Genomic DNA, 24513 nt, shown 5'->3' with positions numbered 1-24513 from the left:
GCAAAATAAATAACCCGTTTGAGATAACTGTTTTTATTTTTCGGGAGACAGGGGCATTCGGAGGGAACAGTAATTGCTGTATGGAAGGAAAACAACCGGTATGGAAAACATTACGTTAATCGAGGAGAAACTTTATAAGAAATGGTTTGCGGTGGCGCCCGGCGTGTGGGGTATACACGACGTATTTGTGAATATGTACCTCATTCATGAGCCAGCCAATAATTCCTGGGTACTGGTAGATGCCGGACTGCAGACCTCCGCCCATAAAATTATGCAGGTGGCCAAACATCTCTTCTGGCCGCAGGCAACACCATCGGCTATTATTCTCACCCACGGTCACTTTGATCATACAGGCGCACTTCCTGCGCTGTTGTCGGAATGGGATGTGCCGGTGTATGCGCACTACCTGGAAGCCCCTTATCTTACCGGCAGGTCTGCCTACCCACCTCCCGACCCATCTGCCGGCGGCGGTATGATGACATTACTGTCGTGGACATTCCCCAAACAGGGGATTAATCTGAACGGCCATTTGCTCATGCTTCCGGAAGACGGATCCGTACCCGGACTGGAAGGATGGCGATATATTCATACGCCTGGGCATACACCGGGACATATCAGTCTTTACCGCGAATACGACGGTGTACTGCTGGCGGGAGATGCGTTTGTAACCACCCAGGCAGAGTCGCTGTCTCACGTGATCACCCAATCGAAAAAAGTATCCGGTCCTCCTAAATATTTCACACCTGACTGGATCTCTGCGGAGAGCAGTGTGAAAAAACTGGCGGCCCTGCAACCCCAAACGGTAGCTACCGGCCATGGGAAGCCGTTAACCGGCCAGGAAATGCAGCGACAGTTGCAATCGCTGGCAGATAATTTCAAAGCATCTGCCCGGCCGCATTCCGGCAGGTATGTAAATGAAGCGGCTGTTGCCGGGGTGAACGGCGTGGAATACATTCCGCCTGCCGGGAATACCCGTTGGTGGCTGCTGGCAGGCGCTGTAGCATTAGCTGCCGCTGGTATCTGGTATACCCGCAAGCGGACTAAGGCTAGGTTTAATGTTTAAGTGTCATATCTTATTGATAAAATCCCCGGTTCGAGGCATGGCGCTTTTTTTGATATCCTTTCAAAAACTGGAACGATGAAAACATATCCTGTTCTAACATTGGCTGTGGCTGCCCTTCTCTCCTGCGGGCAGCAAAAGAAACCGGACCAGCAAACGGAAAAGGCTACCGTTAACTTTATCACTACTGCGGCTGCCGCTAACCTTAAAGAAATAAGGCTTGGACAACTTGCAAAAAGTAAAGCCCGGGATGAACGGGTGAGGCAGTATGGTGCGATGATGGAAAAAGATCACACTGCCGCCAATGAACAATTACAGGCCATTGCCAATAAAACAGGCGTTACCATGCCTGCAGATCTTACAGACGATGCAAAAGCGACAGAACAAACGCTGACAGATATTAAGAAAGAAGATTTTGACAGGGCCTATATTAAACAGATGATCGAGGATCATAAAAAAACGCTGTTTGACTTTAATAATGCAGTAGCCTCTAAGGATACCGCCATCAGTACCTATGCCAGGGATATGGTACCGAAGTTAAATACGCATTTCGAGGAAGCAAATACCATCCTGGAAAATATGCGTAAACTAATCAACAAAAGAGATATTTCCCATAACTAGTGTGAATGTTTGAAAAAGTAAAAGCCATTCGTAAAGGAATGGCTTTTTTTAAACATGGGCTGCTGTCGTGACGAAACTATTTCGCCGTTTCCAATAATGGCCGCGGGTCAAATACCACCTGGAACGAACGGATACAGTTGTCCTGCAACTGATACCAGCCGCAGCTTAGTATGGGTTTGTCATCCATAATTACATCGTACCAGAGGCACACATCGCTGTCGTCAGCAAACACCTTCCGGATGTTATATTTCAGCTTCATCCGTTCCATATCCTTGAAATAGGCATCAGCGCCATTACGGGTTCCCATTACACCGTTAAACGTAAGATCATCGGTCACACAGTTGCGTGCCGTGGTAAAATCTTCTTCATTCAATGAATTAATGAAGCGAAGTACGGTTTCTGTTGATTGTGTTGCATTCATACTTTCTGTTGTTAAATGGTTTAAAATTAATGGTGTAAAGATCCACAGATCCAACCATTTTAACCTGTGACAATCGTCACAAACAAGGTGCCTATCTCCTGCTGCGGATACGGCTTAATGTTTCCCTGGCTACGCCAAGGTAGGAAGACAGCTGGGTAAGCGACACCCGTTGCAATAAGCCGGGGTCATGCTCCTCCAGGAATTCGTAACGTTCCTGCGGACTCATTAATTTAAACATGGCGGCATGCTTTTCCTGTTTTGCCGCAATCTGCTGAAGGCATTTCCGGCCCAACGCTTCTATAGCAGGGTCCAGCAGGGATACCTCGCGCAGCTTCTTTACATCAAAGCGGATAGCCGTTACCGGCCCCAATGCCTGGATGGAGAAAGCCGACTTTTCACCGGTAGCCAGGCTGTTGATATTGGTAGCGATATCATTCTCAAAAAAGAAAGCGGTATTAATATCCTGTCCATCCTTGTTATAGAAGGCCCTGCAGTATCCGCTGCTCACAAAAAACAAGGCCTCACAAACTTTACCGGCCTGTAACAGGTATTCATCTTTGGAGAACACCACCGTTGTTAAGGCCGGGGTAAGCGCACACCAGTTGTCTGGTGTAAAGTTGGTGAGAGAATGGATATACTTCAATAAATTTTCCATACTCAAACTTAACATGATTCTTTAAGATATCAGCCTTCTTCATGAAGTTAAAGGGCGGGCTGACAAGATAACCTTTACCCTCTTAATAAGAGGGTAAATAATGTCAGTTTTCATGAAAAAAAATCAGTTTTTGGGCCATGGCATATCGATTGTGAAATTTTTTGAGGCTGGCCAGCCAATTAAAATGAGATCATTATTTATTGCTCACTTATTTAAAAATGGAGGTTAATATGTCACTTATTAAAAGGAACGGGAATCAGTTCCCCGCATTCCCGGCTTTGTTCGATGACTTCTTTGGCCGCGAACTTTTTAATTGGGGAAACAATAACTATTCATCCACCAGCACTACCGTTCCCGCAGTAAATATCCGGGAAACGGACGATAACTTTGAAGTAGAAGTAGCCGCTCCCGGCATGGATAAAAAAGATTTTAAGATCACACTTGATGGCAACCTGCTCACTATTTCTTCTGCTAAACAACATACAGAAGAAACCAAGGAAAAAAATTACAGCCGCAGGGAGTTCAGCTATCAATCATTTCAGCGCAGCTTCGAACTTCAGAAGGACGTAGTGGATGAAGAAAAAATAAATGCCCGTTACGAAAACGGTCTGCTGTTGCTTACTATTCCGAAGAAAGAAGAAGCAAAGCAAAAAGCACCCAGGACAATTGAAATCGGATAAGATCCTCCGTATAGAAAATGGATCTGCGGAAGCTGCTGATACGGGCCAGCAGCTTTTTTTTATCAGGTACCAGCGACTTTATGCAGGGAATCAAACTTGTCGTCTTTGTACTATCCTTTAATAGTAAGGAAGGCTAATTTCATTGCCTAAATACTATTTTATGGAAAATAAAAGAAAACGATGTTTAAAATGGAATGCAGCGGCTAAAACAGTTGCGGTACTTTTAATTGCACTGGCAGGATCATTATCGGTTCATGCCCAAACGCTTCCTCCTCCCCGGTCTAATCCGTCAGGGCCTGTACTTTCTGAGTACGAGCGCGAATACAATTACGGTTACGCCGAAGGTGAAAAATTTGCCGGCAGAAAGGACCGTGCTAATTTTGAATATTTCCTCAGAAGATATTACGACGGAATAAGAATGTACCCGGAAAATGACACTTTCTACCGCGCAAGATTTGAGGGCCTTACTTATGGCTGGATGGATAACCAGCCGAATCCCGATTGGACACTGTATAATAAATTCAAGAAGGCATTGGAACACGATCACACAGAACCTTGAGTTGATTGGTTCAATTATTAAAATGAGCTAAAAGATATCTGGTCGGATATTTTTAGCTCATTTTATATTTTACGGATAGGCAAGTTTTCCCGATATGAGTTATGGAATAATTTCTGCGTTATCCGGCCAGTCACTGCGCTTTTTTGTTAGATAGCCGAAAAAATAATAGCTTGCGAAAACTACACAAAGGTTATGATGCGATATTTAACAATAGTCTTGCTGACCTTGTATGCCTTACCAATGACAGCCCAAAATAAAATGAGACAAGTTGAAGAACTAATCAACAAAACTGATCCGGGATGGATATTTGTAGATGAGTGGATTAAATCCGCAAAAAACAAAGTTGAGATCTTACCGGTTGACACCTCAAAAGCAAAAGATGCGTTGTACAAAACCTAGGTGACAACGCGTTCCCCAATGGGTGCAATTATTTATATGACAGGCGGACTTTTAATTGATGATGGCTGGATTAGGATTCTTGGTTCAGGTAGCTCAAAAATTAATCGGACACTTCCTGATTGGAATAAAGGGAAATCTTTTAAAGAATTTGGTGAAAGTCCATCATTTCTGTTAATTGCCGATGATGCTATTGGAGGCTTTTATCTTCTAAATGGCGGAGGGCTTGGCAAGGACTTAGGAAACGTCTATTATTTTTCGCCAGATAATTTAGAGTATGAACAAATGGACCTTACTTATACCCAATTCCTGGACTTCTGTTTCAACAATGACTTGGATAAATTTTATGAGGGCAGCAGGTGGACAAATTGGCGGGACGAAGTTTCAAAGTTAAACGGCGATAAAGTCTTTAACTTTTATCCTTTTCTTTGGACAAAGGAAGGAAAAGACATTAATGAAAACTCCCGGAGAGCCATTTCGATTGAGGAACAATATGATTTTAACCTCGACATGAGAAAACAACTTGGGTTAGACAACTGATAAAAAACGCCTTCGATAACTTGAAGGCGTTTCAATTTATACTGTCTTTTGTAACAAGTAAATCCTCCGGTATCTATTTCCCCGGCTCATAGGTAAGTTGCACTACACCCGACTTGAAAACATTGGTTTCAATCAACCTTAAACCTATTCGTTCTTTCAAATCTTCAAACAATGGTTTGCCAGCTCCCAAAACTACCGGGTGCACTGATACTTTATAGACGTCAATAAGACCTGTATTTATAAATGTTTTAATAAGACTTGCCCCACCGTATAGCCAGATATCTTTACCATCTTGTCGCTTGATTTCAGCAACCCGGTTTGCTATGTCGGAGCCTATGAAGGTAGCTTTGCTATCTTGCCTGCTCTGGCTTGAGAAAACAAATTTATTTTTTGAGTGTATTCCCTCCCACATCTCTTTTTCTGCAGGACTGGTAGTTGCATCAGGTTGGAAATTCCCCCAGGCATCATAGCTCACTCTTCCGTAAAATATGGTGTCGACGCTTGCTATAAAACTTCCAAAGTCCATATCGTCGTCCATAATGCACCAATCAATTTCACCATTTGGCCCTTCAATAAACCCGTCTAAGCTGACCGCTAAATTCAAAATTACTTTTTTCATTTAAAATCCTTTTACGCAAAATTAAGTACCTGGCCTGGTTTATCTTTTGGAAAAAAGCGACAAAATTAAAATTGGGAAGGCGTAAGTCCCGTGTGTTGTTTTATTTCATTGGTAAGATGTGCGTGGTCATAGAAGCCGCATTCAAACGCTATATCTGACAAGCTTTTCTTTGGGCTGTTGTCACTCATCATAGAAAAAGCCGACTGGAAGCGAATGATCTTTACATACTCCTTGGGGGTTAATCCAATATGGGCTTTAAAAATCCGCTCCAATTGCCTGACAGTTATAAAATTATTTTTTGCCATTTCAGAGATGCTTAACATTCCTTTAGAAATATGGATATCGTTTAAAACAGGCTGAAGCAACTGGTTGATATTTCTTTTCCTGTCCAAAAAATATCTGTTGAGATAAACATGGGGATCATTATTTATCTTATCAACATCAAATGAATGTGCTAAGTCAAATTCAACGGTATGATCCGTCAATTCATTTTGTGGCGCATAGTTATAAAAAGACGAAAACATGGCTGGTTTCAGGCACACTCCCATTAGATGGGTGTTGCTGTCGATAAAACTATCTTTAAAGGAAGTCATTGCTCCTACCACGTATGTTTTCCCGTGATCCATAGTAGCCAGGCCGTTGTCGGTTTTGCAGGATCCTCCTAAATTTATAACGATCCCGGGGCAGCCATCAGGAAATATCCGTTCCCATTGGTGGTCGCTGTCATCTCCTTTCAATTCCCAGAAAGAATGAATATAGGTGGCTAATGCTAAGCAAGGTTTAACCTCGTTATGTTTCATTGCTAAAACTAAATTGGTTGTTTGTAATCTGTGCGTACAAAACCCGGGATTTTACAACCGGATATCAAAATTAGTTAATTACACAATTCTTTCCCTGTTTTAGCTAAATCAAACGCAGTTTTGGATAAATCAACCTCACTAAAGCAACTCATCTTTGTGTCAACAAAAGAAAAAACAATCATGCGTGTATTCGTTACAGGAGCTACAGGCTTCGTCGGTACTGCCATTGTGCAGGAATTATTAGCTGCCGGCCACCAGGTATTAGGGCTGGCCCGTTCAGATGCTTCAGCTCAAAAGCTTATCGAAGCAGGTGCAGAAGTTCATCGTGGCGACCTCGAAGACCTGGAAAGCCTTCGCAGCGGCGCCGCTCAGTCAGATGGCGTGATCCATGCCGGCTTTATCCACGACTTTACCCGGTTTAAGGAAGTATGCGAAGTGGATAAAACAGCCATTGAAACCATCGGCGATGTGCTGGCCGGTTCTGACCGTCCTTTGATCGTTACTTCCGGCACAGCCCTGGTCAGTCCCGGCAAGCTGGCTACCGAAGATATCATTCCTCTGTTCAACCCGGCCTGGCCCAGGGCTTCTGAACAAGCCGCAGATAAAGTAGCCGCGCTGGGTGTGCGTACAGCAGTGATCCGTTTATCTCCATCGGTACATGGCGACGATGATAAACATGGTTTCGTACCCATTCTGGTCAATATCGCCAGAGAAAAAGGAATATCTGCTTATATCGGCGACGGACAAAATCGCTGGAACGCCGTACACCGGCTGGATGCTGCCCATTTGTACAGATTGGCTTTGGAAAACGCCGAACCGGGAGCCCGTTATCATGCTTCAGCCGAAGAAGCGATTACAGTTAAAACGATAGCGGAAGCCATAGGTAAACAACTGAATTTCCCGGTAGTTCCGGTAATGCCGGAAGCAGCCGCTGAACATTTTGGCTGGTTCTCACAGATGGCCGCCATCGACTGTCCCGCATCGAGCGTTTGGACACAGGAGCATATAAAATGGCGCCCAACGCACGCACCCTTGCTTACCGATATTGAGAACAGTATTTATACCAAATAACCAGCGATGAAAATTATTGTTACAGGTTCCTTAGGGAACATCAGCCTGCCGCTGACAGAAATATTGATCGCCCAGGGACATGCGGTAACCGTTGTCAGCAGCGATGCCCAAAAGCGGGCAGCTATCCAAAAAACAGGCGCTACCCCTGCTATTGGCTCGATCTCCGATGTCCGGTTTCTGACTGATACTTTCAACGGGGCAGATGCCGTTTATGCAATGATTCCCCTGAGTTTTACGGAACCTGATATGGGAGCTTACCTGCGCCGGATATCGCAAAACTATGTTCAGGCACTTAAAGAAGCCGGCACCAAACGGGTTGTACTCCTGAGCGGTTGGGCAGCAGACCTGGTGAAAGCCGAAAACGCAGAGCATGTATTTGACGGACTTAACGCCTCCATTACCATCATGCGGCCCGCGGCCTTTTATACCAACTTCTATCAGTCCATCGACCTGATCAGAGGCAAGGGCCTTATGGGCAAAATGCTGGCGCTGCGTTATTACGGCCTTGGGGCGCTACTGACTGGCAAAACCGGCCTGCTCATGGGCAATTATGGAGGAGACGACCGGATCGTTTTCGTATCGCCAAAAGATATTGCGGATGCCGTTGCGGAGGAACTGCTATTATTACCCAAAGAAAAAACCATCCGTTATGTAGGCAGCGAGGAAATGACCTGCAATGAAGCGGCAAAGATCATCGGAAGCGCGGTAGGCAAGCCCTGGTTAAAATGGGTATTGCTCTCGGAAAAGCAAATGCTGCAGGGATTGAAGATGGCTAAAGTGCCGGAAAAGTTGGCGGAGACCCTGGTGGAAATGCAGGCGGCTATGCACAGTGGTAAAACCCTGGAGAACTTTCACCGGAACCAGCCAAAAATGGGGAAGGTTAAACTTGCTGATTTCGCTCAGGAGTTTGCCCGGGCTTACCATAAAAAATAACGAACTTTATCAAAGCTATGAATAAGCAGATTTTTCATTTTCACACAATTACCGAATATCACCGGGCTGCGGGCCTGCCAAAGCCCGCGCACCCGCTGATCAGCCTGGTGCGGATGGACGACCTGACCAGGCCCCTTGCCGAAGGCAAGTTCAGTTTGATCTATGATTTTTATACAATATCCATGAAAAGGGTAAAGAATGCCAAATTCAAATACGGCCAGCAGGCCAGCGATTTTGATGAAGGTGTACTCTTCTTTATGGCACCCGGCCAGGTCTTTGGAGTGGAAATTGAAAATGGTGGTATGATGCACCGTCCGGAGGGCTGGATGATCCTGATCCATCCGGATTTTTTATGGAACACGCCGCTGGCTAAAACCATCAAGCAATACGAATTCTTCAACTACTCCGTATACGAGGCGCTTTATTTATCAGACAAAGAAGAAACGATGCTCGCATCTATTGCGCAAAATATAGAGCAGGAGTACAATGCTAATATCGACCGGTTCAGTCAAAGCGTGATCATTGCCCAGCTGGAACTATTACTGACTTATTCAGAGCGGTTCTACCAGCGCCAGTTCATAACCCGCAAGATCGCCAGCCATGAGATACTCACCAAACTGGAAGATCTGCTCACCAATTATTTTAACAGCGGCATGCTTGCTCAAAAAGGCCTGCCCACCGTTGCCTACATTGCCGAAAACTTAAATATCTCACCGGGTTACCTGAGCGGGTTACTGAAATCCCTTACCGGCCAGAATACCCAGCAGCATCTGCACAATAAGCTCATAGAAGTGGCTAAAGAAAAACTATCGACCACCAATCTCTCCGTCAGCGAGATCGCCTACGAGTTGGGTTTTGAACACCTGCAATCCTTCAGTAAATTGTTCAAGACCAAAACCAACCTGTCGCCGATGGCGTTCCGTCAGTCTTTTAATTAAATTATTGGTTAAATGGTTTGAGACCTGTACCAGTACTTTCACCTGAATACCCGCATTATCATTGTTTCACGTAATGAAGCGCTATAGCTCCTGATGGAAGCGTTCTCGAGTCTGCCAGTTTTAAATCCCGCTGAGCCGGACCGGTACCATCCAGCAACCTTCTTCCCTCACCCGCAATGATGGGATGAACGAGAAAATAATATTCATCCACCAGGCCAAGTCTGATTAATTCCCCAGGCAGGCTTATACCTCCGATTGAAATATTTTTGCCGGATTCCTGTTTCAGTTTTAAGATTTCTTCTGCGAGGTTCTCACGAATAATTCTCGTATTACCTTCAACCTTGTCTAACGACCGGGAACAAACAATTTTATCAATGGCGTCAAATGTTTTCGCAAATTCGATCTCCGATTTCGTCCCGGATTGTTTTTTTGCGACGTCAGGCCAGTAAGGAACCATCAACTCGTAGGTTTTACGTCCGTAGATGATCAGGTCAGCATCCCGCATGAGGTCCGTGAAATACTCATGGATTTCCGGGCCGCCACTTAACTGGGTATGATCACAGCAACCATCTGCAGTCAGATTGATTCCGTAGATTATCTTTCTCATCTGATCGGTTTTAGTATTTAATTTTTTATGCTGGTTTCAGATACAGTCCAAAAATAAATACTATAGTTATCACCGTAAAGGCCATCTGCGACAAAAGAAGGGGCATTTAGGCCATTCGGGGAAAGGGAAAAAGCAATTTTGCCTCACCCACTGTTTTCACTATTCAATCTTACCCATTGTTTGGGCAATTAAGGAAATATGTTCCTTTATTTTTACTTTCTGAAGATTATCCACTTTTTCTTTCCCTCCTAATCCTAACAGGGGGACAAATCCATAGCATTCATCATATTCTGGTTCACCCAACCTTTCCTTTGCGATGAGATAATTGGTATCATTTAAGTTATCTCTTAAGAAACCCTTGTCCGCTAAATCCATATTAAAAAACCATTCCATGTCATCCCCGCTTTCGATAATGGAATCGCCACCATTTTTGAAGTAAACTGCGCGTATCGCATCTCCCGTCCAGGTCAGGAAATCGCCAAGACCGGTAACCGCAAAAACAATTTCCTTGTCCTTATTATTATAGGCTTCATCAAAAACCGATTGATACTCCGATGGGTCAACCAATTTCAGGTAACCATTCATAAACGTTCCAAATCCGTAAGCGTTCAAAAATTGGATGAGCTGAACCGGCAGCTTGCCAATATACTCATCCACGTTATCGCTCTTCGGTTTTTGGATAATACGGTAGTCTGGATATTTTTCAAAAAATGTATCAAACACGGCTTTAGGGTTCTTTAGTGTTAATTGCTAAGTAGTAGAAATTAAGATAAGCATTTTGGGGGATTTGAAGAAGGGCAACCTTTCACTCATTCATTCCACGGATATACTTATCGATAATATAGACAGTAATTGGCTTCAGCTGACGGCCAAAGACCACCGGGTGCTCTCCTCCCGCTGTATAGTATTCTATCTTGTCGTTAATTTTAGAATACCAAACCTTTCCTATAGCCTGGTAGGTGATGGTGTCCGGCCTGGTTATCTTCCTGAAATTTTTCAACTTCATTGTATCTGCCGCTATGACCCTCCCATTAGCTATTTTCTGATTACAGGCTACAGGCTCGTAATGATCTTCCTGCCAATACATGCAGTTACCGCCGGGCCGCGGATTATCTTTCCACCACCACATACCACCTGTTCCCAGTGCCAGCGATAATATAACCGCGGCGGCCAATGTTCTCGTGGATCTCCCTCTTAATTTTTTTTGATTACTGGTTTCTGCGACTTTAACACCCGCGCCTTCCTTTTCCTTTGAGCTATACATCAGGAATGGAATTGCCGGATTTTCCGGAATTATCGGATTTCCGGTTGATTCATCCCTTCCAGCTACGGGCGGGGTGGCTGGGCAACCCGGTGCCGTTTCCTGATCTACTGTTGCCGGGGTAGCCTCATTTAACACAGGAGCTCCATTTTCATCATCACCGGAGTACGTTTTCCCCAATTCCCAGGGCCTGCCAGGAAAGTCAATCAGCCAGGCAAGGAGTTCGATATTCTTCTCATCTGTTTTTTCAGACTTCCCTTTCAGATAATTCACCAACGGCCGGAACTTATCCGTGTCGCATCGCTGAATGATCGCAAGACAGCTTCTTGATACATTCAAATCCCCACAGAAGTCCCTGATAACCTTTTCATCCCGCCCATTTACATCTATTGTGCATCTTTTCAAGCATTCCTCTTTGAGCTTCGCGGGTGTGAGGTGCATCAAGCCATGTGGTAGCGTATTGTTTGTCTTCTTTCGTTCATACGCCTGTATGACCAGTTGTTGGTAGTCAGGAAAAGATGTCGCCATAAATAAAATTATAGAACTGAATAATCGGAATTAAACCCGCATTCCCGGAACTATAAGTGGAATACCAGGAATTAGCGGAATTATTGGAATTGTTTGTAAATCAACCTTTTAGATCGACATATCTTCGTTTTGCAATCGGGTAAATGCCTCCTTAGCTAAGAGGCACTCTGTACAGAACCTATTCACACCCGGGCAAAGAAAGCGGAGGCCGGTTACCGGCTTGGGAAGCGACAATCAGCTTCCGTGATCCACGCCCACACTTCCCAAAAAAGAAGAAGCGCTTCTTCAACCACTCGAAACTCCGCTGCCGGATGCCCGGCAACCGGCAGCCTATTGCTTAAACATTTTAAAAACTAAAACAATGTTTCACATCATATTAGGCTTCTTCCTGGCATTCCTGAGCCCATGCCATCCCAATAACAACAATCATAACAATGGCGAACAGGTCACCACTTTGGACGATACCGGCGGCGAAACCGGAACAATTCCTCCAAGGAAACCCTGATGTATCATCTCCGTGAGGCAAGAAGTTCTTGCCTCACTTTTTTAGCGCCAACCAATAATAATTCCTCAAAATTGAGAAATTCGATACTTTTAAGAGAAATAATTCTTAGTGCGCCCCTCAAACATTATCCTGCCCCTACTCCTCAGCGGTTTTTTAGCCTGTACTTCCAACCAGGAACCCCCGCAACCGATTTCTGCACCCACGCTGGAAAAAGGGGAATCATTTTTCAATAACAACAACAACGATTCTGCCTTTTATTATTTTAATCTCGTTGCCACCGGGGCCACAGATAGTTTGGAAATTGCAATGGCCTATACTTATATGGGTATCATCCAGGCATATGAGGGAGACCATTACGGAGGACAGGAAAGCCTGTTGAAATCCCTTACTTATCTTGATGAACACAAAAAAGAAGACCAGGAATGCCTCAGCTCAATTTACCATGAGTTGGGCAATATCTGCCTTAACCTTAAAAACTATGACGCAGCTATCGACTACTATCGCAAGGCACTCAAATATATAAAACATCCGAAGGCCAGGACCATTGCCCTTAACAGCATAGCCCTTACTTACCAGAAAAAAGGCGACTATGACCAGGCTATCGATTTATACAAATCCCTGCTGGCCGAGAGTAAGAACAAAAAAGAATATGCCCGGGTACTTTCCAACTATGCCAAAACTAAATGGCTGAAAAACGCTGCATATTCCGCCGGCCCTGAGCTGCAACGTGCATTACAAATCCGTAAGGATTCTAACGATATCAGGGGACTCAATGCCAGTTACGCGCATCTATCAGACTATTATTCGCTCTCCCTCCCCGATTCGGCGCTTCATTATGCGGTAAGAAGGTACGAAATTGCCAGGGAAATGAACAGTCCGGACGACGAAGTCGAAGCACTTTCAAAACTTATTACCCTCAGCCCCACTAACCTGCTGAAACCATATTTTATCCGCTACCAACACCTGACGGATAGTATCCAAACGGCCAAGAACGCCGCGAAGAACCAATTTGCATTAATCCGGTATGAAGCCGCAAAAAACAAAGCCGACAATCTTCAGCTGCAAAAAGATAATGCACAAAAGAAAACCCAGCTGGTAGTACAGCGGTTCATACTGGCGCTAACCATCCTGCTCTTCATTATCGCCGGAATCGCTTTAATCCTTCGGTACCGCCGGCGCCGGCAACAAATTGAATTTGCATCCCGGCAGGCAATACAGGAATATCAGCTTAAAACCTCCCAGAAAGTACATGACGTGGTAGCAAATGGCTTGTACCGCATCATGACAGAACTTGAGCATAAAGCGTCTGTAGATCAGGAGGAATTAATAGATAAGATCGAGGTGCTGTATGAGCAGTCCCGCGATATCTCCTACGAAAACCCCACTATCTCAAAGATCCCTTTTCACGTTAAAATTGACAACCTGCTGGAATCTTTTGGATCTGAACAAATCAAGGTCCTGATCTTCGGCAACGGTCCTATGCTCTGGAGCCGGATCAGTGCGCAGGCTCAGCATGAAGTTGAATATATTCTCCAGGAATTAATGATCAATATGAAAAAACATAGCCAGGCCAACTCCGTGATGATAAAATTCGAATGTCAAAACAACCAGCTTCAGATTCTCTATACCGATGATGGCATCGGTATTTCTCCGCAAGTTAAGTATGGAAACGGACTGCAGAATACGGGAAACCGTATTAAAAGAATTGACGGGCAATATACATTTGAGCATCCTGCTAAAGGATTAAAAATTCACATTTCCATTCCAATAGCTCAATCCTTATGATTAAAAAGGTACTTATTGCTGAAGATATCGAAAGCGCCAATATTTCTCTGCAGAAAACACTGGAAGATTTGGCTATCACAGATATAGCACATGCCTATTATTGCGATGATGCTTTGTATAAGATCACACAGGCAGTTAAAGCCGGAAACTCCTTCGATCTCCTGATTACAGATTTATCATTCATTCAGGATGATCATAAGCAGGTATTATCTGGTGGTATAGAGCTGATTGCCGCTGCCCGGGAAGTACAGCCCGATCTGAATATCCTGGTCTTCTCATTGGAAAACAAGCCGGCTGTTATTGAACAACTTTACAACAAGTACGACATAGACGGTTTTGTCGCCAAAGGCCGAAACGACATCCGGTCGCTTAAAGAAGCCATCAATGAAATAGCCCAGCACCGGCGTTATTTGCCATATCATATCAGGCAGTCGATCGACAAAAAGAACGCCTACTCATTTTCAGAATTTGATATCCTGATCATAACGTTGCTTGCGCAGGGAATGCTGCAGAAAGACATACCCGCGCACCTTCAACGCAACGGGATAAAACCATCCGGCCTAAGCAGCGTAGAAAAGAAACTCAATCAGATGAAAGATGCACTTGGCTTTACCAAAAATGAACAACTGGTGGCCCACTGCAAGGATTTAGGTGCTATATAAGCATCTCAAAAGAAATTTCGAAAGAAAATAACTGATTACGGTTTCCCATAAAAAAAGGAGGTTGATGAAATATACTTTTGTTTCATAAATTAAAAACAACACTATGAAACAGAACTATTATGTAAACAACAACCCCCAGCTCAACGGCGATCATGAAGTTCACGTCAGCACCTGCGAATACTTTCCCATGATGTATAACCGGACCTATCTGGGAGGATTTGAAACCTGCCAGGAGGCGGTTCGCGAAGCAACAAAACGCTACAAAAAGTCGAATGGCTGTATTCATTGTTGCAGGCTTTGTCATACGACTTAATCAATAATGCCAGTTCTATGTGCCCCTTGTCTTCAGAACCGATCGAACCATGAAACTCCTGTATACCTGGCTGCTTATAAGCTATACTCACTGCAACCCAATAACGGTGTATGTCTGTGACAGCAAAAGTGCTACAAAGTATCATTATAAATCGGATTGCCGTGGGCTAAGTAATTGTAAGCACCGAATCATCAGCATTTCCCTTGAAAAAGCAATGACAACCAGAACCCTTTGTAAGTGGGAGCAATAAATTATATTTCAATAAACTCCAACCTGTACTATTATGACAACTCCAAACGACGCGCCGTATAAATATTTGCAGTTTAAGGGAGACCAATGTTATCGCAGATATATCGAGGAAGATATTCCTGCCAAGTCGCCTCCGGTAACACCTAAAAAGCAGGACCTCCTGAACGTTAAATCGCATGGCAGTTATGGCGCCCTTCTATTTCACCCCAACTGGAAGGCAAGACGAAAAGAAATACTACACCGCGATATGCATCGTTGTGTGCATTGCCGTAGCGACAAAGACTTGCAGGTACATCACCGGCAATACCAGTTTATAGCAAGCGAGCAGAAGTTCCGCCTTCCCTGGGAGTACCCCGATCGCTTGCTCATCACGCTTTGCGAATCCTGTCATAATAAAGGGCATAATAAATATAAGGTGCCGACAATCACTATTTAATAAAACATATGAGCCTCTTCAATATTTTCAACCGGCAACGTCAAAATGGTCACAACCACCATCTGGCAATTGAAAACGCAATACCCGATATCCCGGAAACTACTTTCATTGAGAAGGATGCACCGGGAGACCAGCCTGACGGGAAAGCTGCTACACCGCTCAATGGTGGACTACATCTTCTATACGATTTCCTCGACAAGAATTATGAGTCTAAAGGGTACAATGATGCTTTGATAAATCCGGACATCACTCATTTGGATCAAAATGTGATCGCGTTGAAGAATGACCTGGAAAGATCAATCCGGAAGGTAAAAACGTTTTACGACGACTTTATCCGGCAAATAAACTTCCACATCTCCAGCAGGAGCAGAAGCGGAATGATAGATACGGTGGAAGAGCTTACCGTAAAAAAGGAAATTGCCGAAAGCCACATCAGGCAGGTCAAAGAAATCGAAGAACAGGCAAAGCTTAACGAGGGAGTCGGACATGGCATCATTATCAGCTATACCCGCGGATTCAGGAATGGCCTTGCGGCAATTTCCAGTCACATGATTCTGAACAAAAACCTTTAAAACCCTGCGCTATGAAACATCTCTGGATCCGTTTCGGCTGCTTCCTCACCGGATACAATTATAATATCCTGCGGAACTGCAGCGAAGCCGCATTCAAATCCGTGAAAAAGTACACCGCAGCCATGCTGATCGTTTGCATTCTCTGGTTCTTCATTGGTTTTACTTTTGCCCACCGTTACCTGTCACTCAGTTTACCGGGTTGCATACTGGCCGGGCTTCTCTCCATCGTCATCATTGTACAGGTTGAAAAGCAAATCATCTTATCCATCCATCCGAGCTGGCTACTACGATTTTTCAGATGCTGCCTGGCGCTAATTATGTCTGTTCTGGGCGCGGTGATCATCGATCAGATAATATTCGAAAAAGATATTGAGATAGAGAAAATTTCCTACGTTTCGAACAAGGTTGACAGTATACTACCCTCGAAAACCGAAGAATTAAGAAAGCAGATTGCAGCGCTGGATACGACGATTAATAAAAAAGAACAGGAAAAAGATAATTACATCGCAGATATCAGTAAACATACCACCACAACTGCCACAACTACGCAAACAGCAACAAGACGGGTACCCGTGGCAACAGTTACATCTTCAGGCAGGGATACCACCACCTGGAAAACGATAAGTGACATTACTGTTGGAACTACGCTGGTGCCAAATCCCAAAATAGCATTGCTACCGTCCCTTGACTCCACCATTGGCGCCATGCGGCAACAAAGAGCCCAAAAGGAAAACGATTTACTCCACATTAAGCCTGCACTTGAAAAAGAAATGAAAGCGAATACCGGATTCCTGGATGAGTTAACGATCATGATGCATATGTTATCCGCATCGTCCGTTGCATTAGCTTTCTGGTGCCTGTGGATCCTGTTTTTCCTGTTTATAGAGATGCTGGTGCTTTTCAGTAAGGCGAGCGACAAATCCAATGATTACGAAAAGGTGGTGCTGCACCACATGAACTTACAGATACGACGGCTCGATGCCCTCGGGAAAGCAGTTCAGTAATAGATTTCCAACAACATTAATATAAAAAAGATGGATTTCAAAGATGAAATTAAACTCTTCGGCGACAAAGTCGAAAAGCTTAAAAACCAGATTCAAACAGAAGAGGCTACTAAAAATGCTTTTATTATGCCTTTCATTAAAGTACTGGGCTACGATGTATTTGACCCATTTGAAGTAATGCCGGAATTCATTGCAGATATCGGGATCAAGAAAGGCGAAAAAGTCGATTATGCAATCCTGAAAGAAGGCAAGCCTTCTATACTTATCGAATGTAAGCATTGGGGAGAAAGCCTGGATCCGCACAACTCCCAGCTTTTCCGGTACTTTCACACTACAGCCGCTAAGTTCGGACTATTGTCCAATGGAATAATTTACCGGTTTTATACAGATCTGGCAGAGCAGAATAAAATGGATGAAAAGCCATTCTTTGAATTTAATGTTACAGATATAAAAGATAACCAGATTGAAGAACTAAAGAAATTTCACAAGTCATATTTCAACATAGAAAGCATTCAAACTACTGCAAGCGAGCTAAAATATATGAATGAGCTCAAAACGCTGATAAATATTGAATTTCAAAATCCTTCTGAAGGGTTGATCAAGCTCTTTGCCAAGCAGATATATAAGGGGATGTTAACGTCAAAAATTGTTGAGCAACTGGGTACGCTTACCAAAAGGTCAATACAACAATACATTAATGACCTGATAACTGAAAGGCTTAAATCTGCGTTGAAAAAGGAAAATGAGGCTGCGCCATCTGATGCTGAAAAAGAATTAGCAACAACAAATGTAGAAGAAAAGGCCCCGGTGATTGAAACCACCGAAGAGGAAAAGGAAGGTTACATGATTGTAAAGACGATGCTCCGTCAAAAGATAAAACCGGCCAGGATAGCATATCGCGATGCTCAATCCTATTTCGCCATACTGTTGGATGATAATAATCGAAAAACGATATGCAGACTGTATTTTAACGGTGTGCGAAAATATATTGGCACTTTTGACGAGCAAAAAAAAGAAACGAGGACGGAGATTTTAACTATCGATGACCTTTTTAAGTTCGAAGAAATACTGCATAAGACGGTTGATTGGTATGATTCAGAAAAAGTTCAGGCTTAAACGTGCTAAGTATATAGCAGCAACTGTTATGATGTCGTTCAAAAAATCTTTTAAATAAACCTCCATCAACTATGAAAAAAGTAATCTTAATTTTGGCAATTATAACCCCATTCTATTCGGCTTTTTCTCAAACGGCGAAACCCAATACAGATCTAAAAGAACAAAAAAGCAAGGCAGAGCTTTTCTCAAACAAATCCGGGTCTCTAATACAAAGACAATTTACGGACGTTGGATCGCTGAGGGGCTGCCAGATTCAAGTTGCCCAATTTACAGACCTGATTGGCGGAGAAACTACCAAGGCAGTACGTTTTGAATATGCGTATTCCGGAGCATATTCATCCGATACAAAAATAGGACTGCTTGATATAGATGAGGTTGACGCGCTAATTAAATCTTTAAACATTATAAAAGACAAGATAATGCCGACCACACCAGAAGTATATACTGAAGTTGAATATAAAAGCCGCGGCTTGCAGGCAGGCTGCTTTTATTCAAAAAAGCAATGGTCCACCTTTTTAAAAATAGAGCGATTTGATGAGAAGTCCTATGTGTTTATGAAGGATGGGGATATCATTCAATTGCTGTCACTATTGAATGATGCGAAGGCCAAACTCTGATTGGCAGAATGATGTGCCTTAAAGGACAGGGATTTAAGATCAGTTCTCAAACAGCTGCATACTACCAATGCTGCTGTTTTTCCTTCTTTCCCTGTTCTCCTTTTTAATTCTTTCACGCACGCCATTTTTTACCCTCGTTCCCGGCGGCGGTTCATGAAGCCTATATTATTTCCCGACAATTTTCTTCCGGTGTACAATGCCCCAATCTGTCAGATTGCTGATGATGGTTTGTAGTGTATCACCGTGTTCCGTAAGTTCATATTGAACCGTTATGGGTTGTGTATCTAAAACGGTTCGCTTTACCAACTGGTTTATTTCTAATTCCTTTAATTCTTTACTCAACATCCTGTTGGAAATTCCTTCTACATCATTCAAAATATCTGAAAACCGCCTTTTGCCATAACAGCAAATAGATGAGATGATAGAAATCTTCCATTTCCCATTCAGCACGTCCATTGAATCCTGAACAGCTTTCATTCTTTTCTTTTGTTCCTGTTGAAACTCTTCTATTTTACACCCCATAATGTTACTTTGTTACACCTATGTTACTGTTACTTTTCAGCACGAAGTTACTAATAATAACTTACCAATCCTACCTTTGTCGCTCAAGCATTAAAAAAAGAAACAATGAGTAGATTAAAGAACAAAGTAGCGGTGGTTACAGGTGCATCAAAAGGAATAGGCGCATCTATCGCCAAATATTTTGAGGCGGAAGGCGCAAAGGTAGTTGTGAATTATGCTACAAGTAAAGAAGGCGCAGATAGCGTGGTTAAGGAGATAACTGACAATGGAGGCATCGCCATTCCGGTACAGGGCGATGTATCGAAGGAAGCGGATGTAACCAGGCTGTTTGAAGAAACAAAAAAGGCTTTCGGCACGTTGGATATTTTGGTAAACAACGCGGCCTTTCAGGGATACACGCCTATTGAACTGGTATCAGCAGAAAGCTTTCACCAGCATTTCAACACCAACGTTTTGGGGGCTATACTTGCTATCCAGGCATCTTTGAAACTGTTCAGCGGTAAAGGCGGCAATATTATCAACATTAGTTCGGGCGCAAGCAAAATGCCGCTTCCTGCCGCCTCGTTGTACTCTGCAACTAAAGCAGCCTTAGACGCCATAACGATTTCCTTGTCGAAAGAACTGGGTGCAAAAAACATCCGTATCAATTCCATTTTGCCGGGCGCTACGGAAACAGAAGGAGCACGTAGTGCCGGCGTCACTGCTGGCAGTGAGTATGAAACAATGTTTATTGCCAATACGCCGCTTGGTCGCAGAGGCCAGCCCGAAGATATTGCGAAAGCCGCCGTATTTCTTGCGTCAGATGATGCGGCCTGGATTACGGGAGAACAGATTTCCGTTTCGGGTGGTATGTATGGTTTTTAAGTTGCTTTCAAATCCCTGCTTCCGGATGAAGCAGGGATTTTTTTGCTAATTAAAAGATTGCCTGAACTTGTTTGGTGAAAGAGCAGTATTTCGCTTAAATAATTTATTGAAGGATTGTGGGTGTTCAAATCCCAATTGGTAGGCGATTTCGGCAATATTCATACGGGTAGTTGTTAGCATTACCTTAGCCCTTTCTATTAACCGGTCATGAATATGCTGCTGTGTGCTTTGCCCAGTTAGTGTTTTGAGCATATCCGTCAGATATCTGGGTGAAACATTGAGATGCCGGGCAACCTCCTGAACAGTAGGTATTCCATCTATGTGATCTGTGAAGCGGATAGCCAGGAAGCTATTCATTTGACTGATCAGGTCATTATTGACAGCTTTCCGGGTAAGGAACTGACGGTTATAAAACCGGTTACTGTAATTAAGCAGCAATTCAATCTGCGAAACCAACACGTCCTGGCTAAAAGCGTCAGTATTATTATCCAGTTCGGCAGCAATACTTTCAAACAGGGTACCAATTACTTTCTTCTCTTTTTCAGAAAGAAACAAGGCTTCATTTACTGCGTAGGCGAAGAAACCATATCGATCCATGTTTTTGCCTAATGGATAATTGCGAATAAGATCGGCATGAAAATACAGCGTATAGCCCTCATAACTGCTTTCATCACCACTCATAGTAACCAGTTGATTGGGCGCTAAAAAAGCCAGGCCCCCTTCTTCAAAGTCATAATAGCCCTGCCCGTATTTAACCTGACCCCTGAAATTTTGTTTAAAGGAGATCTTATAAAAGTCGATCAAAAAACTTCGTCCTGCGTTTTCCCGGCTGATCCTGGTAGCATCGTAATTTACTACAGCCACCAAAGGATGCAGGGGTTTGGGCATACCCATTCCCCTCATCAATTCAGAAATGGTTTTAAATATAATGGGTTGCTGTGCAGGTTTCATGATTCATGCTAAATTAAGTTTAATCCTGTACACTTGGCCGGACAACAATATCTCCCACCTCCACATGATCCGGCTGGCTAATAGCATAGGTCACCGCAGCTGCTATTGCATCAGGAGTGATCGCGATTTGTGCTGCCTTTTCCTTAACAGCTATTCTGGCTGCTTCGTCTTTGATATGATCTATCAGTTCTGTATTAACCAAACCAGGTGAGATTCCGGTTACACGGTATAGCCCGCCTGACTCCTGGCGCATGGCCTCGGTGATGGTACGCACTGCATTCTTGGTACCGGCGTACACACCCTGCAGGGGCACAATTTTTATACCGGAAGTTGATATGATATTGATGATGTGACCAAAACCCTGTTTCAAAAAAATTGGTAAGGCAGCTGCGATACCATACAGGGTTCCTTTGAGATTGACATCAATCATCTCTTCCCAATCGCTGACCTGAACAGCGTCGACCCTCGACAAACGGGCAATTCCAGCGTTATTTACTATCACATCCAAACGCCCGAAAGTTTCACAGGCTAAATGAACCAATTGCACTAAATCACCGTGGTTTTTGATATCCGTCACTAAATAAACTGCTTCGCCACCTGCCGCTTTGATCCGGCCAACCAAATCTTCTAATCGATCTTTACGACGGGCGCCTAAAACTACTTTTGCACCCTGCGCTGCCAGCATAATTGCCGTAGCCTCACCAATTCCACTGCTGGCGCCTGTTATAGCGACTACTTTTCCTTTAATTTTGTTTTCCATTGTACAAAGGTCGACAAAGGCATCGGTCATAGCTTAGCCTAAACCGTCAAATGTGTAGCCTGAATCCCTAATTGAGTTTACTTCTGCTATCCGTAGGATGATTAACAATAGAAATATTTAACTTTAGTTAAGGTGTAAGATATTTTAAATATAAATTTTTATAGAATTTATGGCTTCTTTAATAAATGTGATTGTTCCGTTTGATGTATTTGTGGATGGGTGAAAGATTTGATGGAGAAATACCAGGTGCATCTTTATCTGGAAAAAAGAGATGCAGCATTGCAGGCGGAGTATGTTAAACTGGATGTTTTTGCTGACCAGCCGGATAGGGACTATAGTCAGTTTTTCTTCAGCGCTCAGGAAGTTACACTGAATGATGACACGAATTTTTATGCAGATGACGTATTTGATTATTGCATTGAAGGCAAAGGGGGCCGCCAAACAGATACGGATGTAGAATTGCTTGCGCTGCGTTTAATTAGTAAAAATCCAATGCCCACGATTAAGTCCTTCTTTAATGCGGTTCACAACCGTTTAAAGAAAGATAAGGATTTCGATGCTGGAATATACTCTGGAAGCGGGGTTGCCTTTTATAAGAATATTTTATACCTGAAATCAGCTGCGCAGGATAAGGTAATGTGGTTTGATTTTAAAAGGAAAGACAAACCCATTACACTCGAATAATTATGTGTGATACCTCAAATCCTCTAAAAGTTTCAGGAATCCAGCAACCAAAGGATCTAGATCATAGATATAACGATCGTCATAAAATCTTTCTTAAACTGTCGACCAGCTCTCCTATGCTTCCGTTTCGTTGATTTCTAAAAGCCAAATCAGTATAAAGAGTAGTACAATATTTACTGGATAATTTTAAAGCCTTCCATTCCGACCATAAAAGATCGTAACGGTTAATGGCCTGCTTAATCGCCGTTATATTGAAACTGCCGTTCCGTTTTGCTATGCCGTTTTCAATCATCAATATCCACATTTGCTCAATCAATTCATATTTTATCCGGCCATAAGTGCACGACACTTCAATAGATTCCTGATCTGCTGCATTGTTTACATGAATTTGTTTCGATAACGCTTCGATCTGCCTCCATATGGCTGAAGCTTCCGCTTTTTCAGCCAACACTTCTCTTTCTTTTCCTTTGTTAATGATTTCATTAACTATATTTTTGTTTTCTGCCGCTGAAAAATATTGATCACGACTCCACCAAACGGCGTTAGCGGTATAACTGTTCAATTGTCCTTTCCGCACTCCCTCTATAGTCAATAGATTTAATTGCCTGAACAGATCGGCCTCATAACCAGTTAATCCAAGCTTGCGGGCAAACTCATAAAAAATTCTTTCTTCGGACTTATCGGGATGCTGTGCGTATTGCGAAAGGACGTATGTATTCAAATCTGCCCATAATTCATTAATGATATACGGTCCGTCCCACCCGCCTCCATTTGACCATGTCATAACTCCTTTTAATAATCCTTTACTTAAAATATCTTTTACTCCCCGCGGGTTGTCAGGATCGTTCAGTTTTCCGTTGAATTCATGTCGCCCAAAAATAATTTCATATTTCGTCTCCGGCCAGCCATCTATGACACCTTGGGCCGTATAATAGGGATGCGCACCTTTTCCGTAAGCTTCCATCCTTGATTGCGCCTCCACTATTTGCGCATGTTTACCGATAGCGAGGGTGGGATTAAATGGTGTCATACGGTGAAAATCGTCTTGCTGATATTTAATGACGAAAATTAAATTTGGATGTGGTTTTATTTGATTGGTAACCGCCAGATAATAATCGGGGTTGTTATGGAAATTATATCCAAAATCCCAGGTACGATAAAACAGCTTCTTGTTTCGCTTTACACATATCTCCTCCCGTAAAAGGTTTATCAGCGTCACCTGATCTTCTATACCGCTCTTACCATCACGTATGGGTCCTCCTCCCATATGGTAGGGGGCGTCCTGCAAATATGTTTCGCCAAAGCGAAGCGTCAAACCGTCCAGTTGAGCAAACCGCTCAAATATGCCGGCTATTTGTGCACGAAGCATATCCTGTGTCCTTTTGCTTTGCATATCGGGCTTTCTCGATCGTTCGTCCATGCCTCCGGTACCGGCTACCTTGCCTTTACCTGTTATTTCATTGCCATATTTTCCCCATAAAGACTTTGGAAAAACAATGAAATCGGTAAATGGATAAACACGCATACCGGCCTTCTTACAGGCCATCAGCTTTTTATCGATATCCGTTGCTTTCGCCATAATCCATTCGCGCTCTTTACTGTTTTCAGGGATAATGCCCTTTTCATAGTTATCGTAAGTGATGGCGCAATTAACAAACCAATGGGTTACCATTCCATTAAACCCTTGCGATTTCATGTAAACCGGATCATTATACTTTGTTACATAAGGTGCTTCTCCGGGGTTATTATGCACCATGTCGAGGATGTATGGAAGTGGCTGAACG

29 protein-coding genes and 1 pseudogene are annotated in these 24513 nt (G+C 43.4%); 19 read left to right on the top strand and 11 right to left on the bottom strand.

Going from position 1 to position 24513, the window contains the following annotated elements; all coding sequences use genetic code 11:
- Positions 1 to 100: 100 nt before the first annotated feature.
- Both ACLHR0_RS20065 and ACLHR0_RS20060 read left to right on the top strand, forming a co-directional pair.
- Positions 101 to 1063, top strand: a complete 963-nt coding sequence (locus ACLHR0_RS20065; protein ID WP_436488979.1) for an MBL fold metallo-hydrolase — start codon at positions 101 to 103, stop codon at positions 1061 to 1063.
- Positions 1064 to 1138: 75 nt separating this feature from the next.
- Positions 1139 to 1681 carry a DUF4142 domain-containing protein gene (locus ACLHR0_RS20060; protein ID WP_436488978.1) on the top strand — a complete coding sequence of 181 codons (543 nt, stop codon included), beginning with the start codon at positions 1139 to 1141 and terminating at the stop codon, positions 1679 to 1681.
- A 76-nt stretch (positions 1682 to 1757) separates the two neighbouring features.
- On the opposite strand, the gene ACLHR0_RS20055 is transcribed toward ACLHR0_RS20060, so the two are convergent.
- Positions 1758 to 2102 carry a nuclear transport factor 2 family protein gene (locus ACLHR0_RS20055; RefSeq protein ID WP_436488976.1) on the bottom strand — a complete coding sequence of 115 codons (345 nt, stop codon included), beginning with the start codon at positions 2100 to 2102 and terminating at the stop codon, positions 1758 to 1760.
- 91 nt (positions 2103 to 2193) lie between these two features.
- The gene (locus ACLHR0_RS20050) at positions 2194 to 2757 is read right to left on the bottom strand and encodes a Crp/Fnr family transcriptional regulator (RefSeq protein WP_436488974.1); all 564 of its coding nucleotides are present in this window, start codon (positions 2755 to 2757) and stop codon (positions 2194 to 2196) included.
- Between the two features lie 230 nt (positions 2758 to 2987).
- Between ACLHR0_RS20050 and ACLHR0_RS20045 the strand changes: the two genes are divergently transcribed.
- From ACLHR0_RS20045 to ACLHR0_RS20035, 3 genes and pseudogenes are all read left to right on the top strand, one after another.
- Positions 2988 to 3437: an Hsp20/alpha crystallin family protein gene (locus ACLHR0_RS20045; RefSeq protein ID WP_370907851.1), complete on the top strand. Its 450-nt coding sequence runs from the start codon at positions 2988 to 2990 to the stop codon at positions 3435 to 3437.
- A 160-nt stretch (positions 3438 to 3597) separates the two neighbouring features.
- Positions 3598 to 3996, top strand: a complete 399-nt coding sequence (locus ACLHR0_RS20040) for a hypothetical protein (RefSeq protein WP_436488972.1) — start codon at positions 3598 to 3600, stop codon at positions 3994 to 3996.
- A gap of 192 nt (positions 3997 to 4188) precedes the next feature.
- Positions 4189 to 4932, top strand: a pseudogene (locus tag ACLHR0_RS20035) (DUF2625 domain-containing protein).
- A gap of 73 nt (positions 4933 to 5005) precedes the next feature.
- On the opposite strand, the gene ACLHR0_RS20030 reads toward ACLHR0_RS20035, so the two are convergent.
- The gene (locus tag ACLHR0_RS20030; protein ID WP_429050302.1) at positions 5006 to 5551 is read right to left on the bottom strand and encodes a dihydrofolate reductase family protein; all 546 of its coding nucleotides are present in this window, start codon (positions 5549 to 5551) and stop codon (positions 5006 to 5008) included.
- A 65-nt stretch (positions 5552 to 5616) separates the two neighbouring features.
- Entirely contained in the window at positions 5617 to 6351 is a 735-nt protein-coding gene (locus ACLHR0_RS20025; protein WP_429050303.1) for a DUF6597 domain-containing transcriptional factor, read from the bottom strand.
- A 120-nt stretch (positions 6352 to 6471) separates the two neighbouring features.
- Between ACLHR0_RS20025 and ACLHR0_RS20020 the strand changes: the two genes are divergently transcribed.
- Genes ACLHR0_RS20020 through ACLHR0_RS20010 form a run of 3 tightly spaced genes read left to right on the top strand, consistent with a single transcriptional unit; the run spans position 6472 to position 9293 of the window.
- Positions 6472 to 7422, top strand: a complete 951-nt coding sequence (locus ACLHR0_RS20020) for an SDR family oxidoreductase (RefSeq protein WP_436488970.1) — start codon at positions 6472 to 6474, stop codon at positions 7420 to 7422.
- A 6-nt stretch (positions 7423 to 7428) separates the two neighbouring features.
- Positions 7429 to 8355 carry an NAD(P)H-binding protein gene (locus ACLHR0_RS20015; RefSeq protein WP_436488968.1) on the top strand — a complete coding sequence of 309 codons (927 nt, stop codon included), beginning with the start codon at positions 7429 to 7431 and terminating at the stop codon, positions 8353 to 8355.
- 17 nt (positions 8356 to 8372) lie between these two features.
- Entirely contained in the window at positions 8373 to 9293 is a 921-nt protein-coding gene (locus ACLHR0_RS20010) for a helix-turn-helix domain-containing protein (RefSeq protein ID WP_429050308.1), read from the top strand.
- A 58-nt stretch (positions 9294 to 9351) separates the two neighbouring features.
- Here ACLHR0_RS20010 and ACLHR0_RS20005 read toward each other — a convergent pair whose 3' ends face one another.
- The 3 genes from ACLHR0_RS20005 to ACLHR0_RS19995 all read right to left on the bottom strand — a co-directional run bounded on the left by ACLHR0_RS20005 (position 9352) and on the right by ACLHR0_RS19995 (position 11689).
- Positions 9352 to 9900 (bottom strand): dihydrofolate reductase family protein, encoded by a 549-nt coding sequence (locus tag ACLHR0_RS20005; RefSeq protein WP_429050310.1) that lies wholly within the window; start codon positions 9898 to 9900, stop codon positions 9352 to 9354.
- A 159-nt stretch (positions 9901 to 10059) separates the two neighbouring features.
- Positions 10060 to 10623: a T6SS immunity protein Tdi1 domain-containing protein gene (locus ACLHR0_RS20000; protein ID WP_436488965.1), complete on the bottom strand. Its 564-nt coding sequence runs from the start codon at positions 10621 to 10623 to the stop codon at positions 10060 to 10062.
- Positions 10624 to 10705: 82 nt separating this feature from the next.
- Positions 10706 to 11689 (bottom strand): hypothetical protein, encoded by a 984-nt coding sequence (locus tag ACLHR0_RS19995; RefSeq protein WP_436488963.1) that lies wholly within the window; start codon positions 11687 to 11689, stop codon positions 10706 to 10708.
- A 361-nt stretch (positions 11690 to 12050) separates the two neighbouring features.
- Here ACLHR0_RS19995 and ACLHR0_RS19990 point away from each other — a divergent pair, with 361 nt between their 5' ends.
- The 9 genes from ACLHR0_RS19990 to ACLHR0_RS19950 all read left to right on the top strand — a co-directional run bounded on the left by ACLHR0_RS19990 (position 12051) and on the right by ACLHR0_RS19950 (position 18948).
- Complete coding sequence (locus ACLHR0_RS19990) at positions 12051 to 12194, top strand: hypothetical protein (RefSeq protein WP_436488961.1); 144 nt, start codon at positions 12051 to 12053, stop codon at positions 12192 to 12194.
- Between the two features lie 108 nt (positions 12195 to 12302).
- A complete protein-coding gene (locus ACLHR0_RS19985) occupies positions 12303 to 13979 on the top strand; it encodes a tetratricopeptide repeat protein (RefSeq protein WP_436488960.1) in 1677 nt (558 codons plus the stop codon).
- A complete protein-coding gene (locus tag ACLHR0_RS19980; RefSeq protein WP_436488958.1) occupies positions 13976 to 14641 on the top strand; it encodes a response regulator in 666 nt (221 codons plus the stop codon). The genes ACLHR0_RS19985 and ACLHR0_RS19980 overlap by 4 nt, the downstream gene beginning before the upstream one ends.
- Before the next feature lie 103 nt (positions 14642 to 14744).
- Positions 14745 to 14954, top strand: coding sequence for a hypothetical protein (locus ACLHR0_RS19975; RefSeq protein ID WP_436488956.1), 210 nt, complete (start codon positions 14745 to 14747; stop codon positions 14952 to 14954).
- A 283-nt stretch (positions 14955 to 15237) separates the two neighbouring features.
- A complete protein-coding gene (locus ACLHR0_RS19970; protein ID WP_429050320.1) occupies positions 15238 to 15639 on the top strand; it encodes an HNH endonuclease in 402 nt (133 codons plus the stop codon).
- 8 nt (positions 15640 to 15647) lie between these two features.
- Positions 15648 to 16211, top strand: a complete 564-nt coding sequence (locus ACLHR0_RS19965; RefSeq protein WP_429050321.1) for a hypothetical protein — start codon at positions 15648 to 15650, stop codon at positions 16209 to 16211.
- Positions 16212 to 16222: 11 nt separating this feature from the next.
- A complete protein-coding gene (locus ACLHR0_RS19960; protein WP_429050323.1) occupies positions 16223 to 17215 on the top strand; it encodes a DUF4407 domain-containing protein in 993 nt (330 codons plus the stop codon).
- A gap of 30 nt (positions 17216 to 17245) precedes the next feature.
- On the top strand, positions 17246 to 18331 hold the full coding sequence (locus tag ACLHR0_RS19955) for a type I restriction endonuclease (protein ID WP_429050325.1): 1086 nt from the start codon (positions 17246 to 17248) through the stop codon (positions 18329 to 18331).
- 71 nt (positions 18332 to 18402) lie between these two features.
- Positions 18403 to 18948, top strand: coding sequence for a hypothetical protein (locus ACLHR0_RS19950; RefSeq protein ID WP_436488953.1), 546 nt, complete (start codon positions 18403 to 18405; stop codon positions 18946 to 18948).
- 165 nt (positions 18949 to 19113) lie between these two features.
- Here ACLHR0_RS19950 and ACLHR0_RS19945 read toward each other — a convergent pair whose 3' ends face one another.
- Positions 19114 to 19470 carry a winged helix-turn-helix transcriptional regulator gene (locus tag ACLHR0_RS19945; protein WP_429050329.1) on the bottom strand — a complete coding sequence of 119 codons (357 nt, stop codon included), beginning with the start codon at positions 19468 to 19470 and terminating at the stop codon, positions 19114 to 19116.
- 105 nt (positions 19471 to 19575) lie between these two features.
- On the opposite strand from ACLHR0_RS19945, the gene ACLHR0_RS19940 reads away from it, so the two are divergent.
- The gene (locus tag ACLHR0_RS19940; RefSeq protein WP_436488951.1) at positions 19576 to 20334 is read left to right on the top strand and encodes an SDR family NAD(P)-dependent oxidoreductase; all 759 of its coding nucleotides are present in this window, start codon (positions 19576 to 19578) and stop codon (positions 20332 to 20334) included.
- 45 nt (positions 20335 to 20379) lie between these two features.
- Here the strand turns inward: ACLHR0_RS19940 and ACLHR0_RS19935 are convergent, their stop codons facing one another.
- Together ACLHR0_RS19935 and ACLHR0_RS19930 are read right to left on the bottom strand one after the other, a co-directional pair.
- Complete coding sequence (locus tag ACLHR0_RS19935; protein WP_436488949.1) at positions 20380 to 21285, bottom strand: helix-turn-helix domain-containing protein; 906 nt, start codon at positions 21283 to 21285, stop codon at positions 20380 to 20382.
- A gap of 19 nt (positions 21286 to 21304) precedes the next feature.
- Positions 21305 to 22075 (bottom strand): SDR family oxidoreductase, encoded by a 771-nt coding sequence (locus ACLHR0_RS19930; protein ID WP_436488947.1) that lies wholly within the window; start codon positions 22073 to 22075, stop codon positions 21305 to 21307.
- Positions 22076 to 22264: 189 nt separating this feature from the next.
- On the opposite strand from ACLHR0_RS19930, the gene ACLHR0_RS19925 reads away from it, so the two are divergent.
- Positions 22265 to 22729, top strand: coding sequence for a hypothetical protein (locus ACLHR0_RS19925; RefSeq protein ID WP_436488945.1), 465 nt, complete (start codon positions 22265 to 22267; stop codon positions 22727 to 22729).
- 79 nt (positions 22730 to 22808) lie between these two features.
- Here the strand turns inward: ACLHR0_RS19925 and ACLHR0_RS19920 are convergent, their stop codons facing one another.
- A complete protein-coding gene (locus tag ACLHR0_RS19920) occupies positions 22809 to 24485 on the bottom strand; it encodes a hypothetical protein (RefSeq protein ID WP_436488943.1) in 1677 nt (558 codons plus the stop codon).
- Positions 24486 to 24513: the final 28 nt, after the last annotated feature.

Source organism: Chitinophaga sp. ARDCPP14 (assembly GCF_051362515.1).
GTDB lineage: Bacteria > Bacteroidota > Bacteroidia > Chitinophagales > Chitinophagaceae > Chitinophaga.
The sequence above is the reverse complement of the archived record's forward strand: the minus strand, read 5'-3'. Positions and strand labels throughout refer to the sequence as shown.

Coding starts and splice junctions, on each gene's coding strand:
- ACLHR0_RS20060 (WP_436488978.1), top strand. CDS start 1,139: ATGAAAACATATCCTGTTCTAACATTGGCTGTGGCTGCCCTTCTCTCC.
- ACLHR0_RS19960 (WP_429050323.1), top strand. CDS start 16,223: ATGAAACATCTCTGGATCCGTTTCGGCTGCTTCCTCACCGGATACAAT.
- ACLHR0_RS20045 (WP_370907851.1), top strand. CDS start 2,988: ATGTCACTTATTAAAAGGAACGGGAATCAGTTCCCCGCATTCCCGGCT.
- ACLHR0_RS20055 (WP_436488976.1), bottom strand. CDS start 2,102: ATGAATGCAACACAATCAACAGAAACCGTACTTCGCTTCATTAATTCA.
- ACLHR0_RS20040 (WP_436488972.1), top strand. CDS start 3,598: ATGGAAAATAAAAGAAAACGATGTTTAAAATGGAATGCAGCGGCTAAA.
- ACLHR0_RS19980 (WP_436488958.1), top strand. CDS start 13,976: ATGATTAAAAAGGTACTTATTGCTGAAGATATCGAAAGCGCCAATATT.
- ACLHR0_RS20050 (WP_436488974.1), bottom strand. CDS start 2,757: ATGGAAAATTTATTGAAGTATATCCATTCTCTCACCAACTTTACACCA.
- ACLHR0_RS19955 (WP_429050325.1), top strand. CDS start 17,246: ATGGATTTCAAAGATGAAATTAAACTCTTCGGCGACAAAGTCGAAAAG.
- ACLHR0_RS20030 (WP_429050302.1), bottom strand. CDS start 5,551: ATGAAAAAAGTAATTTTGAATTTAGCGGTCAGCTTAGACGGGTTTATT.
- ACLHR0_RS20065 (WP_436488979.1), top strand. CDS start 101: ATGGAAAACATTACGTTAATCGAGGAGAAACTTTATAAGAAATGGTTT.
- ACLHR0_RS19975 (WP_436488956.1), top strand. CDS start 14,745: ATGAAACAGAACTATTATGTAAACAACAACCCCCAGCTCAACGGCGAT.
- ACLHR0_RS19965 (WP_429050321.1), top strand. CDS start 15,648: ATGAGCCTCTTCAATATTTTCAACCGGCAACGTCAAAATGGTCACAAC.
- ACLHR0_RS19990 (WP_436488961.1), top strand. CDS start 12,051: ATGTTTCACATCATATTAGGCTTCTTCCTGGCATTCCTGAGCCCATGC.
- ACLHR0_RS19945 (WP_429050329.1), bottom strand. CDS start 19,470: ATGGGGTGTAAAATAGAAGAGTTTCAACAGGAACAAAAGAAAAGAATG.
- ACLHR0_RS19930 (WP_436488947.1), bottom strand. CDS start 22,075: ATGACCGATGCCTTTGTCGACCTTTGTACAATGGAAAACAAAATTAAA.
- ACLHR0_RS20015 (WP_436488968.1), top strand. CDS start 7,429: ATGAAAATTATTGTTACAGGTTCCTTAGGGAACATCAGCCTGCCGCTG.
- ACLHR0_RS20005 (WP_429050310.1), bottom strand. CDS start 9,900: ATGAGAAAGATAATCTACGGAATCAATCTGACTGCAGATGGTTGCTGT.
- ACLHR0_RS19970 (WP_429050320.1), top strand. CDS start 15,238: ATGACAACTCCAAACGACGCGCCGTATAAATATTTGCAGTTTAAGGGA.
- ACLHR0_RS20010 (WP_429050308.1), top strand. CDS start 8,373: ATGAATAAGCAGATTTTTCATTTTCACACAATTACCGAATATCACCGG.
- ACLHR0_RS19920 (WP_436488943.1), bottom strand. CDS start 24,485: ATGGTGCATAATAACCCCGGAGAAGCACCTTATGTAACAAAGTATAAT.
- ACLHR0_RS19940 (WP_436488951.1), top strand. CDS start 19,576: ATGAGTAGATTAAAGAACAAAGTAGCGGTGGTTACAGGTGCATCAAAA.
- ACLHR0_RS19950 (WP_436488953.1), top strand. CDS start 18,403: ATGAAAAAAGTAATCTTAATTTTGGCAATTATAACCCCATTCTATTCG.
- ACLHR0_RS19935 (WP_436488949.1), bottom strand. CDS start 21,285: ATGAAACCTGCACAGCAACCCATTATATTTAAAACCATTTCTGAATTG.
- ACLHR0_RS19995 (WP_436488963.1), bottom strand. CDS start 11,689: ATGGCGACATCTTTTCCTGACTACCAACAACTGGTCATACAGGCGTAT.
- ACLHR0_RS20025 (WP_429050303.1), bottom strand. CDS start 6,351: ATGAAACATAACGAGGTTAAACCTTGCTTAGCATTAGCCACCTATATT.